Source organism: Arthrobacter sp. PvP103 (assembly GCF_017833075.1).
In the GTDB taxonomy this organism is placed as follows: domain Bacteria; phylum Actinomycetota; class Actinomycetes; order Actinomycetales; family Micrococcaceae; genus Arthrobacter.
In genome coordinates this window covers 4,163,148-4,178,272 of record NZ_JAFIBQ010000001.1, presented here as the reverse complement: position 1 = coordinate 4,178,272, position 15,125 = coordinate 4,163,148, and the positions used below count along the sequence as shown (strand labels likewise).

The following is a 15,125-nucleotide window of genomic DNA, read 5'->3' as shown; positions in this document are numbered from 1 at the left end:
CTAGCGGCGGTCTGTGGAATCACCATACGGGCAACACCACTATGACCCTGTCAAGTCCGTGATTCACATCAGGTGCGATCGCGGCCAGCAGAGTCATTAAGTAGAACTGCCGGTACGGCCGTAATGTTCCCGTTTCCGGTCATCATTACATGCACTTGATTCACGGACCCAACCGGGTCTCGGCATCCATTGTCTCATGATTTTCCCAATCGGCGCCTCACGGCGGTCAGCAGGCCCGAATGTTTCGGCCGGCCGGCCGCTCCTTGCCGGGCCCCACGCCCCGGGTAGCCCGACCCCTAGGCCGCATCCGTTTCGAACTTCTGCCAGGCGGCATCACGACGCCCGGCCCATCCGCACAGCGTCCCCCGGCTGATGAGTTCCGACAGAAGTTCAGCCAGCCGGTATCCGGGGTGCACCGCGAGGGCCTGGTCCAGCAGCGCGTGCGCAAACGACCCCCTGCCGCGGCACCACTCAATCCAGCCCCGTCCTGTCAGGGTCGCCGCACAGGCTTCGCCCCCGCCCGCCGCACCGAGCTGCCGCAGGATGACCTCCAGCGACCGCATCCCGTCCCAGCGGGGGGAACCCGGCGCCATCCCCAGCAGCACATCCCCGTAGCCGGGAACCGGGCCGGCGGCACCCTCAGCCGGGACCGCCGCCGGTAGTCCTCCCAGGGGCGGCGACACCACCGGCAGGTCGCCGTCCGGCTCGAAGATCCCGAAGTCCTCAGCGCCCTGGTCCGCGGCCTGCCGGCCCGCCGCACACATCACCAGCACAGCGTCACGCCAGTGGGGAATACGAAGGGAAGCACGCAGGTACCCCGCCAGCCCGGCCGGAAGCAGCCAGCCCGCTTCAGCCGCCAGCACGCAACCCCAGACATCCAGGACCTTCGCGAACTGGGACCGGCTCCCCCGCAGTGCCGCAAGTTCCTTGGCCCACCGCTGCTCGGATTCCAGCACTGCCGCATCGGCGTGCGCCGCCGTGGGCGGGCAAACGGCTGCGGCAGAAGGGTCCTCTCCCACGCTGCTCCCCCGGAAGACCATCTCGGCGTTTAGCCGGCTGTCCCTGATGTCGTCCAACGAACGCCCGGGAAACGGGCAGCAGGACGGATCAAAGCAATACGCGTTCCGCCAGAAGGCCTCCCCGACATACCAGGCGTCTCGGACAGGACGCCCGGACAGTTCCAGCTCGACCTCCAGCTCTACCAGCAGCCACGCCAACGTGCCCTCCACCGGCTCCCCGGCGGGGACGGCGCCAGGGCCGGCATCCGGGCCCTCAGTCCATCCTTCGTCGCTGAAAAGCACCAGCAGGGAACCGTCGGCGTCTTGGTCGGCTTCAAGGTAGTCCCTGACAGTGCGCGCAAAACGGCGCAGCCCGGAACGGGAATCGAATCGGGGCAAATCCACGCGCAGCGTGGCGCCCAGGCGTTTGCCCTGCATGGTCATGGCCACCAGGCTGTTGGCCGGCCAGTACCCAAGGGAGTGCGGAATGAAGCCCAGGATGTCCTCTGGGCCTGAGATGGTCAGTCGTTCTGGAGTCGGTCGTTCCGGAGGTGTCATGCATCCAGACTGGAACCGGCGGCGCCTGAGGTTAAGCCCCGGCTTTAGCTATGTGGAAACAGCTCCTACTCAGCCCGGCGCTCCAGGTTACGCCGGCGCTGCTGTGCGAGGGCTTTGAGCAGCGGCGGCACAACGACACCCTGGGCGGCCATCTGGCGCCGGACTTTCCTTCGGGTGGCGAGGATGGCCGCGGCTCCGATGCCGATCAGCACGAACTGGACGCTCAGCGCGATCCGGAACGGACCGAGGCCATAGAGCTCGCCCTGGGAAAAGCCGGTGGCGTGGAGGACGTCGAGCACGAGTCCGACGAGGTAGATTGCGACGAGCGCCGCAATGAATCCGCCCACGTTGACGATTCCGGTGGCTGTTCCGATCCGATGGGCCGGATTAAAGGTGCGGGCAAAGTCGAACCCGATCATGGAACCCGGACCTCCGATGGCCAGCACCACCACCAGTCCGGCGAGCATCCAGAGCGGAGACCGTCCCGGCATGAGCAGCACGGCGGCCCAGGCAGCCGCCGTCGTGGCTGCAATCAGGAGCACCATGGTGGAGCGGCGGAGGGGATGCCGCGATACGAACCTGCCGATCAACGGACCGGCGGCGATGGCCGCGGCAACGTAGATGGACATCAGGCCGGAAACCGTGGCTGCATCGAGTCCCTGGGCGGAAATCAGGAAGGGGTATCCCCAGGTCATGGCAAACACCGTGCCGCTGAACTGGATCGTGAAGTGGCTCCATAGTCCCAGCCTGGTGCCGGGCTGCCGCCAGGCGCTGGACAGCGAGATGCCGGTGGCCCTCAGTCCCTGGCCGGTTTCCGCCCGGGGGTGGCCCGGCGGCTGGTCCTTCAGCACGGCCAGCACCAGGACGACGGCGAGCGCGGACATCGCGGCAAGGGTCAGGAACGCAGGGGTCCAGCCGGCGGAGTGGAGGATCATGGCAAACGGCACAACGCTGAAGAGCTGTCCCAGCTGGCCGGACATTCCTGTCAGCTGCGTAATGAGCGGGACCTTCGTCGGAGCGAACCACAGCGGAATCAGCCTGATCACTGAAATGAACGTCATCGCGTCCCCGGCGCCCACCAGCACCCGGCCAAGCACTCCGCCGGGAATGTTGTCCGCAAAAGCCAGCTGAAGCTGTCCAAGGCCCATCAGGACAGCTCCCCCAGCGATCATGGTCCGGGATCCCAGGCGGTCAACGAGGACCCCCACCGGGATCTGCAGCCCGGCGTAGACCAGTAGCTGAAGCACCGTAAAGAACGAGATCTCCGCTGCGGTGGCGTGGAACCGCTCTGTCGCTTCGAGTCCCACCACGCCAAAGGAGGTGCGCTGGCTGACCGCAACCAGATACGCAAATACTCCGACGGTCCAGATGAGCCAGGCGCGCGGTGCAGTCACGTCTCCATTATGCCCGGTGCCCGCTTAAGTCCTATTTATTGGCGGGGCTCTTCGCGGGCGAGATAGGCCTCCACTGCGGCGCCCAGCGCATCAGCATTCGGCAATTCATCGTTTTCATCGGCCAGCAAGGACCGCCGTACCGTGCCCTCGGCCTTCTCGTCGTAACGGGTCTCCAGGCGTGAAACCACCTGCTGGACTTCTTCGGAGGCCTCGAGCTGCTCGGCAATCTGGCGCCCCACTTCGCGGCCGGCCTCCCGCAGGCGGTCAGTCGGCAGCATCAGTGACGTGGCTGCACCGAGATACTCAAGCCCGGCCACCGCTGCGTTGGGGTATTCGGCTTCGGCGAGGTAATGCGGAACGTGGATGACGTACCCGGCAATATTGCGGCCGGCTTCGCTGAGGCGCAGCTCAAGGATGTGGCCCACCGCTGCGGGCACCTCCACCGTGGGCTTCCAGACCGATATCCCTTCGATGAGCTCCGGACGGTTGCCGTGAACGGTGACTCCCACCGGCCGGGTGTGGGGAACAGGCATCGGGATGGAATGGATCCAGGTCACCAGGTTTACATCAAGGTGCTCGACGATCCGGACGACGGCGCGGGCGAACCGCTCCCACTGCAGGTCGGGCTCGAAACCGGCCAGGAACAGGAACGGCTTGCCCAGCCCGTCCACCAGCAGGTACAAGGCCAGGGTGGGGGCCTGATAGTCCTGGAGGTGGTCCTCCACGAACGTGACGTGCGGCCGGCGCGAGCGGTAGTCGATCAACTGGTCGGCATCAAAGACGGCCACGACCTCCGACTCGAGAGTGTCCAGCAGCTCGGCGGTAATCTGTTTGACCACGTGGCCGGCGTCCGCGAATCCCGTGAATCCCATCACCAGATTGAGCCCGCGGAGTTCCGGGTTGTCGAACAGCTCGGCGTTGCTCACGTAGAGAGCATCGGGGTCCAGCAGGGAGCCGGAAATCCGTTCAAGCACGGCATGTTCCTTTCGCAGTGGCGGCGGAGGCGGGTTCGTCAACACTATGGGTGGGGGGATCCGCGCAGATCCGCCGGATAATTTCTACAACGCACCGGCCGGCCGAAGCATTCCGCCCCGGCGGCGCGCAGCGGCAATGTGCTGCACGTCTCATCAGATTCAGCGCGGCCGGGAGGGAGAGACTACGATCGGAACTGGTCCTACGCACGGCCTTGCAGACACCGGGTTGCGTCTCAAGCCGACAACGGCCTGTCCCATGGCGGGGCGCCAAACATGCGATTCCTGCCGAAAATCACAGAGAATTGAGGACTGATCCTCGTGGTCAAGAATACTGAAATCAAACTTAGCGTCATTGCGCGTGACGTTAAGAAGTCGCCCACGGACGCCCTGGTCATTGGTGTGGCCCAGGGCCCCGACGGTCCCGTGCTGCTGGACAACCCGCTGACGGCCAAGTCCGCCGAGGCCATCGCGGAGTCCCTGAAGGTTCTTGGCCTCACCGGCGCGGCCGACCAGGTCCACAGGCTACCCGGCCTTCCGGAAGCAGGCGCCGCCGTCCTGGTGCTGGCAGGGGTCGGCAAGCCCGGCGCCGGAGGAAAACTCACGGAGGAGGCACTGCGCCGCGCCGCCGGCTCCGCAGTCCGCCAACTTGCAGGACTCACTACGGTGACGCTGGCGCTTCCGACGGCGTCACCCGCCGACGTCGCCGCCGTCGCGGAGGGCGCCGCCATGGGTTCGTACTCGTTCACCGAACACCGCTCAGAGGCCAACGGCCGCAAGGAACCGGTGAAGAACGTGGTGATCTTCACCGACTTTGCTGCCGACAAGGACCTGCAGCCCCTGCTGAACCGCGCGGCCCTGATCGGGAAGGCCGTCAACGCGACCCGTTCGCTCGTGAACCAGCCGCCCAGCCACCTTTTCCCCGAGTCCTTCGCCGATGCCGCCAAGGAACTCTCCAAGGGCCTGCCCGTCAAGGTCACCGTGTGGGACGAGAAGCGCCTCGAGAAGGAGGGCTTCGGCGGGATCATGGGTGTCGGCAAGGGATCCACCCGGCAGCCGCGGCTGGTCAAGGTGGAGTACGCGCCGTCCAAGGCCGCCGCCAAGATAGCACTCGTCGGCAAGGGCATCACTTTTGACACCGGCGGAATATCCATCAAGCCCGCCCTCGGCATGGGTGATATGAAGAGCGATATGGCAGGCGCCGCCGTCGTCCTTAATACGGTGCTGGCGATCGCCGGCCTGGGCCTTCCCGTGAAGGCCACCGCGTGGCTGTGCATTGCCGAAAACATGCCTTCCGGGGCAGCGCAGCGCCCGGCGGACGTCCTCACCATGTTCGGGGGCAAAACCGTCGAGGTCCTTAATACGGATGCCGAAGGCCGCCTGGTCATGGCCGACGGAATCGTCGCGGCCAGCCAGGAGTACCCGGACGCCATTATCGACGTCGCCACTCTCACCGGCGCCCAGCTGATCGCGCTGGGCAACCGGACGGCCGGCGTCATGGGCTCGGACAGCGTCACCGGCCCGCTTAAGGCCGCGGCCGACCGCGCCGGGGAACTCGTATGGCCGATGCCCCTGCCGGAAGAGCTCCGCGCCAGCATCGATTCCGAGGTTGCGGACCTGGCCAACATCGGAGAGCGCCACGGCGGCATGATGACCGCTGCCGTATTCCTGCGTGAATTCGTCGGCAAGGGCAAGGACGGCGAGCAGATCCCGTGGGCCCACATCGACATCGCCGGTCCGTCCTTTAATAACGGCAGCCCCTACGGCTACACCCCGAAGCAGGGCACCGGCTGCACAGTGCGCACCCTTGTGGCCTACGTGGAAGACGTCCTGGCGGCCTCCGCGTAACCGGCTCCGCCTCACCGGCCCTCCGCAGGGTCGGTGAGGCAGTTGGCGGCTTTGCGGCGGGTCATGATCCGTCCGCCACATAGCCGCGTGACACTGGACACAAGCCCTCCACAAACGCCGTGACAAGGTGGAGCATGGATAAGTGGTTCGCTAAGGTGAACTGCGGTAGTCACAAATGCAAGAGAACCTGCCTGCTGGCATAATCACGGCAGAGCAAGTTCCAAGACCAGATGATGCGTACTCTCGTGTCATCGTTCACGCGAGGGAGCGTCTAAGTGGCCGATCAGGCAACTGCGCAAGAATTCGACATCCTGGTACTCGGTGGTGGCAGCGGCGGATACGCCGCGGCCCTCCGCGCCGTTCAGCTTGGCCTCACCGTGGGCCTCGTGGAGAAGGGGAAACTCGGTGGCACCTGCCTGCACAACGGCTGCATCCCCACCAAGGCACTCCTGCACTCCGCCGAGCTCGCCGACCACGCCCGCGATTCCGCAAAGTACGGCGTCAACGTCACGCTGGACAGCATCGACATGGGCGCAGTCAACGCTTACAAAGACGGCATCATCGCGGGCAAGTTCAAGGGCCTGCAGGGCCTGATCAAGTCCAAGGGCATCACCGTCATCGAAGGTGAAGGCAAACTGCAGGGCACCGACACCGTCGTCGTGAACGGCACTGCTTACAAGGGTAAGAACATCGTGCTCGCCACGGGCTCCTACTCCCGCACCCTGCCGGGCCTGGAAATCGGCGGCAAGGTCATCACCTCCGACGAAGCCCTCACCATGGATTACATCCCCAAGAGCGCAATCATCCTGGGCGGCGGCGTGATCGGCGTCGAGTTCGCCTCGGTCTGGAAATCCTTCGGTGTGGACGTCACCATCGTGGAAGGCCTGCCGTCGCTGGTCCCCAATGAGGACGCTGCAATCGTCAAGAACTTCGAGCGTGCGTTCAAGAAGCGCGGCATCAAGTTCTCCACCGGCGTCTTCTTCCAGGGCGTTGAGCAGAACAACGACGGCGTCAAGGTCACCCTCGTTGACGGCAAGACCTTCGAAGCCGACCTGCTCCTCGTGGCCGTCGGCCGCGGACCGGTCACCGCCAACCTTGGCTACGAAGAAGCCGGCGTCACCATCGACCGCGGTTTCGTCATCACCAACGAACGGCTGCACACCGGCGTCGGCAACGTCTACGCCGTGGGCGACATCGTTCCGGGCGTCCAGCTGGCCCACCGCGGCTACCAGCAGGGCATCTTCGTGGCCGAAGAAATTGCCGGCCTGAAGCCGGTCATCGTTGAGGATGTCAACATCCCCAAGGTCACCTACTCCGAACCTGAAATCGCCACCGTGGGCTACACCGAAAAGGCTGCCAAGGAAAAGTTCGGCGACGACCAGGTGGAAACGCAGGAGTACAACCTCGCCGGCAACGGCAAGAGCTCCATCCTGGGCACCGGCGGCATCGTCAAGCTGGTCCGCCAGAAGGACGGCCCCGTGGTGGGCGTCCACATGATCGGTTCGCGCATGGGCGAGCAGATCGGCGAAGCCCAGCTGATCGTGAACTGGGAAGCATACCCGGAGGATGTGGCGCAGCTGCTGCACGCCCACCCGACCCAGAACGAGGCCCTGGGCGAGGCCCACCTCGCCCTGGCGGGCAAAGCCCTCCACGGCTAAATCCTCCGCCAGTACCACCGCAAGAACCCTGAGCTTAGTGCACCCGGCATGATCCGCAGGGTGCACTAAGCTCGAACACGGCAGCAATCATCCGCACTAAAGATCAATAAGGAGAACGGGGACGACATGTCTGAATCCGTTAACTTGCCCGCCCTCGGTGAGAGTGTCACCGAAGGAACCGTCACCCGCTGGCTCAAGCAGGTAGGTGACCGGGTAGAGGTGGACGAGCCGCTGCTCGAGGTTTCCACCGACAAAGTAGACACCGAAATCCCCTCTCCGATTGCTGGCGTGATTGAGGAAATCCTCGTCGCCGAAGATGAGACCGCCGAAGTCGGCGCTCCGCTCGTCCGCATCGGTGACGGCTCGGGTTCCGCCGGCGCTGCCGAGGAAGCTGCCCCCGCAGAGCAGGCACCGGCTGAAGAAGCACCCGCCCCTGAAGAGGCGCCCTCCACTGAGGCGCCCGCACCGGCTGAAGCCCCCGCCGCGGAGGCTGCCCCCGCAGCTTCCGGCGAAAGCCATGAAGTCACCCTTCCGGCTCTCGGCGAATCAGTCACCGAAGGCACCGTAACCCGCTGGCTTAAGGCCGTCGGCGACTCCGTCGAGGTTGACGAGCCCCTGCTCGAGGTATCCACCGACAAGGTGGACACCGAGATCCCGTCCCCGGTGGCTGGCACCCTGCAGGAAATCCGCGTCAACGAAGACGAAACCGCCGAGGTTGGCTCCGTTCTGGCCGTTATCGGCTCCGGCGCTGCTGCACCGGCCGCCGCTCCGGCGGCTCCGGCCCCCCAGCAGGAAGCCCCCGCTGCCGAAGCTCCGAAGCAGGAAGCCCCCGCCGCAGCTCCCGCGGCACCGGCTGCCGCTCCCGCCAAGGAAGAAGCACCGGCTCCCAAGCAGGAAGCCCCGGCTGCACAGGCTGCAGAATCCGCGGCCCCGGCCGAGTCCGGCTACGTCACTCCCCTGGTGCGCAAGCTCGCCAACCAGCAGGGCGTGGACATCTCCTCGCTGACCGGCACCGGAGTGGGCGGACGCATCCGCAAGCAGGACGTGCTTGCAGCCGCCGAGGCCAAGGCTGCTCCGGCCGCCGCAGCGCCGGCCGCTTCCACGCAGGGTGCCCCCGCGTCTGCTCCGACGGCCGCCGAATCCTCACTGCGCGGCACCGTGCAGAAGGCACCGCGTATCCGTCAGGTCATCGCCCGCCGCATGCGTGAGTCCCTGGACATCTCCACCCAGCTGACGCAGGTCCACGAAGTGGACATGACCAAGATTGCCAAGCTGCGCCTCAAGGCCAAGAACTCGTTCCAGGCACAGAACGGCGTGAAGCTCACCTTCTTGCCGTTCATCGCCAAGGCAGTCGCGGAGGCCCTGAAGCAGCACCCGAAGGTGAACGCTGCCTACGACGAGGACAAGCAGGAAATCACCTACCACAACGCCGAGCACCTGGCCATCGCCGTGGACACCGACAAGGGCCTCCTTGTTCCGGTCATCTCCGACGCCGGCAGCCTGAACCTCGCCGGCCTGGCCGGCAAGATCGCAGACGTGGCAGGCCGTACCCGCGATGGCAAGATCGGCCCGGATGAACTGTCCGGCGGCACGTTCAGCATCACCAACATCGGTTCCGTTGGCGCACTGTTCGACACTCCGATCATCAACCAGCCGCAGGTCGGCATCCTCGGCACGGGTGCGATCGTCAAGCGTCCCGTGGTGGTCACTGACGAAAACGGCGACGACTCGATCGCCATCCGCTCCATGATGTACCTCTCCCTGACGTACGACCACCGCCTGGTGGACGGCGCCGACGCAGGACGCTTCCTGCAGACCCTCAAGGCCCGCCTCGAGGCCGGCGCCTTCGAGGCGGACCTGGGGCTGTAGCCCCCGGCAGGGTCTGAACAGCAGGGAATAAGCAGTCGAAACAACGGCGGCGCAGGCACCGGTGGCCACACCGGAGGTCCTGCGCCGCCGTTGTCGCAGGGACCACATTTTGGTTACCAAATCGACGCCGTTGCCTTCCGCGGGGCTTACTACGATGCGTAGAACCAACTGGCTAGACTGGGCCCATGAACATCGTTTACAACGTCATGGTCTTCCTCCACATCATCGGTGCTGCCATGATCGTCGGCATCTGGATCGGCAACATGAAAAAGCCCACGGTGCATCCCCGCCAGTTCGACGGCGCCGCACTGCAGCTCATCACCGGCATCGTCATGATGGGGCTCATCCCTGCCCTGGACATGAACGCGAACTACGCCAAGCTCGGCGTCAAGTTCGCCATCGCACTTGCGGTGGCCGTACTGGCCTTCATCGGAAGCCGGAAATACAAGAAGAATGAGCCGATCAGCAAGGGCCTTGCGCACAGCGTGGGTGGCCTTGCCCTGCTGAACGTGGCAATCGCCACTCTCTGGCAGTAAGACTCCACACGCCCGACGACGACGGCGACGCTTCCCGCGAGGGGGCGTCGCCGTCGTCGTTTCCGCAGGGAGTCGCCGTCGAACTCCCTGGCGCCCGTGTGGACGGTCATAATCCTCTGACAGCGGACACCCCGTGCGCCGCACGTCCTGAATCCATAGGATTGATCCGGAAGGTCCGGGCGGAAGCCCGGACCGGATCGAATCTAAGCTGAGGAGTGGATATGGCAGCAACACGCACCGCGCACACCGTATGGAACGGCGACCTGTTCGAGGGGTCCGGCAACACGACGCTGGACAGCTCCGGACTGGGCACCTACGCCGTCACATGGAAGGCCCGAGCGGAACAGTCCGAAGGGAAGACCAGCCCCGAAGAGCTGATCGCCGCAGCGCACTCGGCCTGCTTCTCCATGGCGTTCAGCCTGGCGCTGAGCCAGGCCGGCTTCACCGTTGAAGAGGTCCACACCAAGGCGGATGTCACCTTCGTGCCCGGCACCGGCATCACCGGAAGCCACCTGACGGTGAACGCCACCATTCCGGGTATTTCGGAAGAGGAGTTCCAGAAGATCGCCGGGGAAGCCAAGGTCGGCTGCCCGGTCTCAGGTGCCCTGGCCAGCATCGACATCACCATGGACGCCACGCTCGCAGCCTCCTAGGAGCGGTCGGAAGCGGCCGCTCCTAGGAGCTGCCGCGCCGCCGCACGGCGAAGGCCCCGCTCCTGCCCTTGTTATTGGGGCAGGAGCGGGGCCTTCGTTTGTCCGGGGAGGGCGGACCTAGTCCTTGAGGGTGCGGGCCGGCAGGGGCGCCGGCAGCAGCCGCCGGTAGCCTTCGCGCAGCGGAGGCCGGTCCGTGGGAAGTTCCTGGATCATTTCCTTGAGCGCACCGATGCCGTACTCCAGCTGGGGGTCCCTGCCGGCGGCGTAGGCATGCGGCGGGAAGGTCACCTCGATGTCCGGCGTGACGCCGTAATTCTCGACGTTCCAGCCTACGCCTCCGCTGAACCAGGTGGCGTAGCGCGGCTGCGTCACACCGGTGCCGTCAGCGAGGGAGAAGCGGTTGTCGATGCCCACCACGCCGCCCCAGGTCCGGGTCCCGATGACCGGCCCGATGCCGCGCAGCTTGGACACCTGCGTGATGATATCCCCGTCCGAGCCGGCAAATTCGTCCGTCAGGATGACGACCGGCCCGCGTGGCGCGTGGTGCGGGTACGTCCGCGGCCTCTCACCGCGGGGCATGCTCCATCCGGTCACCTTGCGGCCAATGAGTTCGGCGACAAGCTGGGACGTGTGTCCTCCCCGGTTGCGCCTGACGTCCACGATCAGCCCGTCCAGTGCCGTCTCGGTATCGAGGTCACGGTGGAGCTGGGCCCAGCCGTTCGCCATCATGTCCGGGATGTGCAGGTAGCCGTAGGTTCCTGCCGACGCTTCGCGTACAGTCCTGCGGTTGCCGGCCACCCATTCCTGGTAACGCAGGCGCTCCTCGTCCTTGACCGGCACCACAGCAATGCGGCGTTGCCTGCCTGCGGCTTCGCCGTGGGCGGCGCCGTTGCGCAAGGTCAGCTCCACAGCCTTACCTGCGGCACCGACCAGCTGCATGGCAGGTGTCAGCCCTTCGGACAGCTCCACGCCGTCGATGGCGAGCAGGACGTCCCCCGCCTTTGCGTCTGCGCCGGGCCTGGTCAGGGGTGAGGTTGCCAGCGGGTCTGACGACTCCCCCGCCAGGATGCGGGTGATTTCCCAGCCTTTCCCGGTGAAGGCCAGATCAGCACCCAGGCGGCCCTGCCCGTTGCTGCCGTTCTCGGTGACGGCGGCCGGACGAACATAGGCGTGGGATGTCCCTAGCTCGCCGTGCAGCTCCCACAGCAGGTCCACGAGGTCGTCATGCGAGCCGAGCCGGTCCACGATGGGGCGGTACCGGCGGTGCACGGATTTCCAGTCCTGTCCGGCCATGTCCTCGGTCCAGAAGAAGTCACGCTGAAGCCGCCAGGCTTCATCGAACGCCTGGCCCCACACACTCAGCGGATGCAGGAGCACCCGGATGCGGCTGACATCCACCTTCACCAGTTGGCCGGAATCTTCGTCGCCCTTGGCATCCGCGGGCGCCACCCGGATCTGCTTGTCGTGCAGGAAGACCACCTTCCTGCCGTCGCCGGACACGCGGTAGCTGTCCAATGCGTCCACGATGGTGGTTGTCTTGCGCTTCGCCATGTCAAAACGCACCAGGCTGGGGGCGGCATCTTTGTCGTCGGTGCTGGCCCGGCCGTCGCCGGTCACGCCGGCCAGGGCGTTGTCCAGCCACAGCAGCGCTCCGGGCGTGGCCTCAAGCGCAGAGTAGTTGCCTTGGGGCACCGGAACTCCGATCACCCGGTGCGCCAGCCCGTCAGCGTCCACCCGGACAGCGGGCACGTCGGAACCGGTGCCGGTTGCGTCGGCGTTGCCGGCCGCGGAGCCGGAGGATTCACCTTCCGGACCGTCCGCGAGGTCAACCGAGGGGCCAAAGGGCGACGGCGTCTCGGCAGCAAGGGCCACGAGGTAGGGCTTGATGGGGCTGGGGAAGGACAAATCAAAGGAATGTCCGTCGTACACGGGGTCGAAACTGCGGTTGGACAGGAACGCGAGGAATTTGCCATCAGGAGTGAACGACGGCGACGCATCGCGGAATCGTCCGTCGGTGACGTCCACGATCCGGAATTCCGGATCGTCCACGTTAACGATCCGGAGACGGCTGCGCGACCCAAAGGATGTGACCGGTTCGGACCAGCCCAGCCAGGCGGAGTCCGGAGACCAGCAGAGCCCGTCGATGGTGCCCTCGCCGATGCTGGTGACGAGCTTGATGGTCCCGCTCCGGGTATCAGCCAGGTAGACGTCGCCGAAGGCGGTACCGATGGCAAGGGTGCGCCCGTCCGGGCTGGCCTCTATGGCACTGGCCCGGGTGGGCTTGGGGAAATCGATCTTTCGCAGGCGCGCGGACCCGGCCCGGTTTGCCTCCACGGCCGTGCGTTCCGGCACACCGCCGGCGACATCGCTTCCACCTTCTGCACTGTGGGGGGCGACCTGAACGGTGGCGTTGGCGTCACGCCCCGGGGCCGCGGGCTGCAGGGAATCATCGCCCGCCGGTGATGCCACGGCGGGAGTGTTCGTCCCGGATGCCGGAACGGGCCTCGGCAGGGACGTTGCGGTTTCCTGCTCCTCGGCCGCCTGGGGGCGCGGGGCCGGCGCCGGCCCGTCACCGGCCACCTGCGGTGCGATTTCCTTGATGTACAGGGCCTCCGCGCCGTCGTGGTCGGCGACGTAGGCAATTCGGCCATCGATGAGCGGACGCGGCAGGCGGGCGCGAACACCGGGAGTGGCCTCCACAACCCGCGAAGGCCCGTCCTTGTGGCGGAGCCAGTGAATGGTTCCGTGCGCCTCCACCGCGCTCGACGAGCCGCTGTGGTCGGGAATCACGCCCCCAAGGTGCCGGGTGGTCTTGAGGAGCGCCGGTCTCCGCCCCTGGGAGGCCGATCCCAGCGAGATATCAAGCTTGACTGCTTCTGAACCCAGGTCAGGGAGCACCCAGAGCTCTCCTGCGGATTCGAACACCACCCGCTTGCCGTCCGTGGCGGCATGGCGCACATAGAAATCTTCGTGATCGGTGTGGCGGCGCAGTCCGGTGCCGTTCGGCAGCACCGAATACAGGTTTCCGTAGCCTTCGTGGTCGGAAAGGAAGGCGATCCGCCCGTCCACCCACATGGGGTCCGCGAGGTTGCCGTCCAGTTCCGGGACGAGGCGTTCGAATTCCCCGTTGCCGTCGGCGTCGATCCAGAGCTTTCCGGCGGTTCCGCCGCGGTACCGCTTCCACCAGGCCGGCTCGCGCGAGAGCACACTGGCCACGACCACCGGGCGTTCATCGCCGATCTCCGGTCCGAATGCCACCGATTCGACGGGCCCGAACGGGAGTTCCTCCGACCAGCCACCCTCCAGCGGAACACTGTACGCATGCGTATGGCGGCTTTCGGCCTGCCGGAAAGCGCTGGTGACCAGGACATCGCCGGCAGCGGTGAAGCCCTTAACCCTGGTTGAAGCATGGCCGAAGTACGTCAGCTGACGGTACCCTCCGCCGTCGACCTCCGCAGTGACAACCTCAGGCGCTGTACCCTGCACGACCGTCCACACCAGGCGCTTGCCATCGGGCGTGAAGCGGGGGTTGCGGGCCGGCAGTTGAAGGGAGGAAACCCGCCAGGCGCGGCCGCCGTCCAGAGGCGCAATCCAGACGTCGTCTTCGGCCACGAAGGTGACCAGATCGCCGTGCAGATGCGGGAAACGAAAGTAGCTCGAGGAGGTCATCGTACGATCATAGTCAAAGTACGTGGGCCGGACGGGAGGTTCCGCCACCGTGCCGGACATGGTGAGATGGATCATGCGAATCATCATGGCCGGCGCCTCAGGCCTCCTCGGAAGCGACATGTCCGCCCATCTGCGTTCGGGTGGCCACGACGTCATCCGGCTGGTTCGCCGGGCACCGGCTGATGCCAACGAATTGCGCTGGGATCCGGCGGCCGGACAGCTTGATCCCGCCCACCTTGAGGGCGCCGACGCCGTGATCAACCTGGCCGGAGCAGGGATCGGAGACCGTCCCTGGACCCGCGGCCGCATTGATGAGCTGTTCCGCTCACGGCTGGACCCCACACGCACCCTCGCAGCCGCAATGGCAAGAACAGAACAGCCGCCAAAGGTCTTCATCAGCCAGTCCGGCTCCAACTATTACGGCGACCGCGGCGCTGCCGTGCTCCGGGAGAACTCTCCTGCCGGCTCCGGAATCATGGCCAGGATCTGCCAGGAATGGGAAGCCGCCGCACATGGGGCCCCCGCCGGCGTCCGTGTCGTCACCCCGCGGACGGGGGTGGTCCTCAGCAGGTCTGGTGGCGCTTTGGGCCGCCTGCTGCCGTTGCTTCGGCTCGGACTTGGCGGACCACTGGGCAACGGCAGGCAATGCTGGCCCTGGATCACGCTGCCGGACGTGTCCTCGGCCTTCAGTTTCCTGCTGACCTCCCCCTTGTCAGGTCCGGTCAACCTCTGTGCCCCCGAAACAGCGGACGTCAATGCACTGGTTGCCCAGCTGGCCGCCGCACTCCACCGGCCCGCATTCTTCCGGGTGCCCGCGCCGGTGCTGCGGCTGGTCATGGGCAAGCTGGCCGACGAACTCCTGCTGGGGAGCCAGCGCATGGAGCCCGCTCTGTTGGCCGAGGCCGGATTCGAGTGGATGCATCCATCACTTGCGCAGGCCGCGGCCTGGGCGACCGGCAAGGACTAGGCAC

General features: G+C 66.0%; 10 protein-coding genes. 6 read left to right on the top strand and 4 right to left on the bottom strand.

Going from position 1 to position 15,125, the window contains the following annotated elements; genetic code table 11:
• Nucleotides 1-296 precede the first annotated feature (296 nt).
• The 3 genes from JOE41_RS19065 to JOE41_RS19055 form a co-directional block, all read right to left on the bottom strand.
• Nucleotides 297-1,556: a DUF4192 family protein gene (locus JOE41_RS19065; RefSeq protein WP_209753244.1), complete on the bottom strand. Its 1,260-nt coding sequence runs from the start codon at nucleotides 1,554-1,556 to the stop codon at nucleotides 297-299.
• Between the two features lie 65 nt (nucleotides 1,557-1,621).
• Nucleotides 1,622-2,950: a nitrate/nitrite transporter gene (locus JOE41_RS19060; RefSeq protein ID WP_209753243.1), complete on the bottom strand. Its 1,329-nt coding sequence runs from the start codon at nucleotides 2,948-2,950 to the stop codon at nucleotides 1,622-1,624.
• A 35-nt stretch (nucleotides 2,951-2,985) separates the two neighbouring features.
• The gene (locus tag JOE41_RS19055; RefSeq protein ID WP_209753242.1) at nucleotides 2,986-3,924 is read right to left on the bottom strand and encodes a proteasome assembly chaperone family protein; all 939 of its coding nucleotides are present in this window, start codon (nucleotides 3,922-3,924) and stop codon (nucleotides 2,986-2,988) included.
• A 318-nt stretch (nucleotides 3,925-4,242) separates the two neighbouring features.
• Here JOE41_RS19055 and JOE41_RS19050 point away from each other — a divergent pair, with 318 nt between their 5' ends.
• The 5 genes from JOE41_RS19050 (at nucleotide 4,243) to JOE41_RS19030 (ending at nucleotide 10,485) form a co-directional block, all read left to right on the top strand.
• A complete protein-coding gene (locus tag JOE41_RS19050) occupies nucleotides 4,243-5,769 on the top strand; it encodes a leucyl aminopeptidase (protein ID WP_011691473.1) in 1,527 nt (508 codons plus the stop codon).
• A gap of 275 nt (nucleotides 5,770-6,044) precedes the next feature.
• On the top strand, nucleotides 6,045-7,427 hold the full coding sequence (gene lpdA, locus JOE41_RS19045) for a dihydrolipoyl dehydrogenase (RefSeq protein ID WP_011691472.1): 1,383 nt from the start codon (nucleotides 6,045-6,047) through the stop codon (nucleotides 7,425-7,427).
• 126 nt (nucleotides 7,428-7,553) lie between these two features.
• Nucleotides 7,554-9,296, top strand: a complete 1,743-nt coding sequence (gene sucB / locus JOE41_RS19040; RefSeq protein ID WP_209753241.1) for a 2-oxoglutarate dehydrogenase, E2 component, dihydrolipoamide succinyltransferase — start codon at nucleotides 7,554-7,556, stop codon at nucleotides 9,294-9,296.
• 185 nt (nucleotides 9,297-9,481) lie between these two features.
• Entirely contained in the window at nucleotides 9,482-9,832 is a 351-nt protein-coding gene (locus tag JOE41_RS19035; RefSeq protein WP_011691470.1) for a hypothetical protein, read from the top strand.
• Between the two features lie 221 nt (nucleotides 9,833-10,053).
• Nucleotides 10,054-10,485 (top strand): OsmC family protein, encoded by a 432-nt coding sequence (locus tag JOE41_RS19030; protein ID WP_011691469.1) that lies wholly within the window; start codon nucleotides 10,054-10,056, stop codon nucleotides 10,483-10,485.
• A gap of 117 nt (nucleotides 10,486-10,602) precedes the next feature.
• On the opposite strand, the gene JOE41_RS19025 is transcribed toward JOE41_RS19030, so the two are convergent.
• A complete protein-coding gene (locus tag JOE41_RS19025) occupies nucleotides 10,603-14,154 on the bottom strand; it encodes a S41 family peptidase (RefSeq protein WP_209753691.1) in 3,552 nt (1,183 codons plus the stop codon).
• 73 nt (nucleotides 14,155-14,227) lie between these two features.
• Here JOE41_RS19025 and JOE41_RS19020 point away from each other — a divergent pair, with 73 nt between their 5' ends.
• The gene (locus tag JOE41_RS19020) at nucleotides 14,228-15,121 is read left to right on the top strand and encodes a TIGR01777 family oxidoreductase (RefSeq protein ID WP_209753240.1); all 894 of its coding nucleotides are present in this window, start codon (nucleotides 14,228-14,230) and stop codon (nucleotides 15,119-15,121) included.
• Nucleotides 15,122-15,125: the final 4 nt, after the last annotated feature.

Coding starts and splice junctions, on each gene's coding strand:
- JOE41_RS19065 (WP_209753244.1), bottom strand. CDS start 1,556: ATGACACCTCCGGAACGACCGACTCCAGAACGACTGACCATCTCAGGC.
- sucB (WP_209753241.1), top strand. CDS start 7,554: ATGTCTGAATCCGTTAACTTGCCCGCCCTCGGTGAGAGTGTCACCGAA.
- JOE41_RS19035 (WP_011691470.1), top strand. CDS start 9,482: ATGAACATCGTTTACAACGTCATGGTCTTCCTCCACATCATCGGTGCT.
- JOE41_RS19030 (WP_011691469.1), top strand. CDS start 10,054: ATGGCAGCAACACGCACCGCGCACACCGTATGGAACGGCGACCTGTTC.
- JOE41_RS19025 (WP_209753691.1), bottom strand. CDS start 14,154: ATGACCTCCTCGAGCTACTTTCGTTTCCCGCATCTGCACGGCGATCTG.
- JOE41_RS19020 (WP_209753240.1), top strand. CDS start 14,228: ATGCGAATCATCATGGCCGGCGCCTCAGGCCTCCTCGGAAGCGACATG.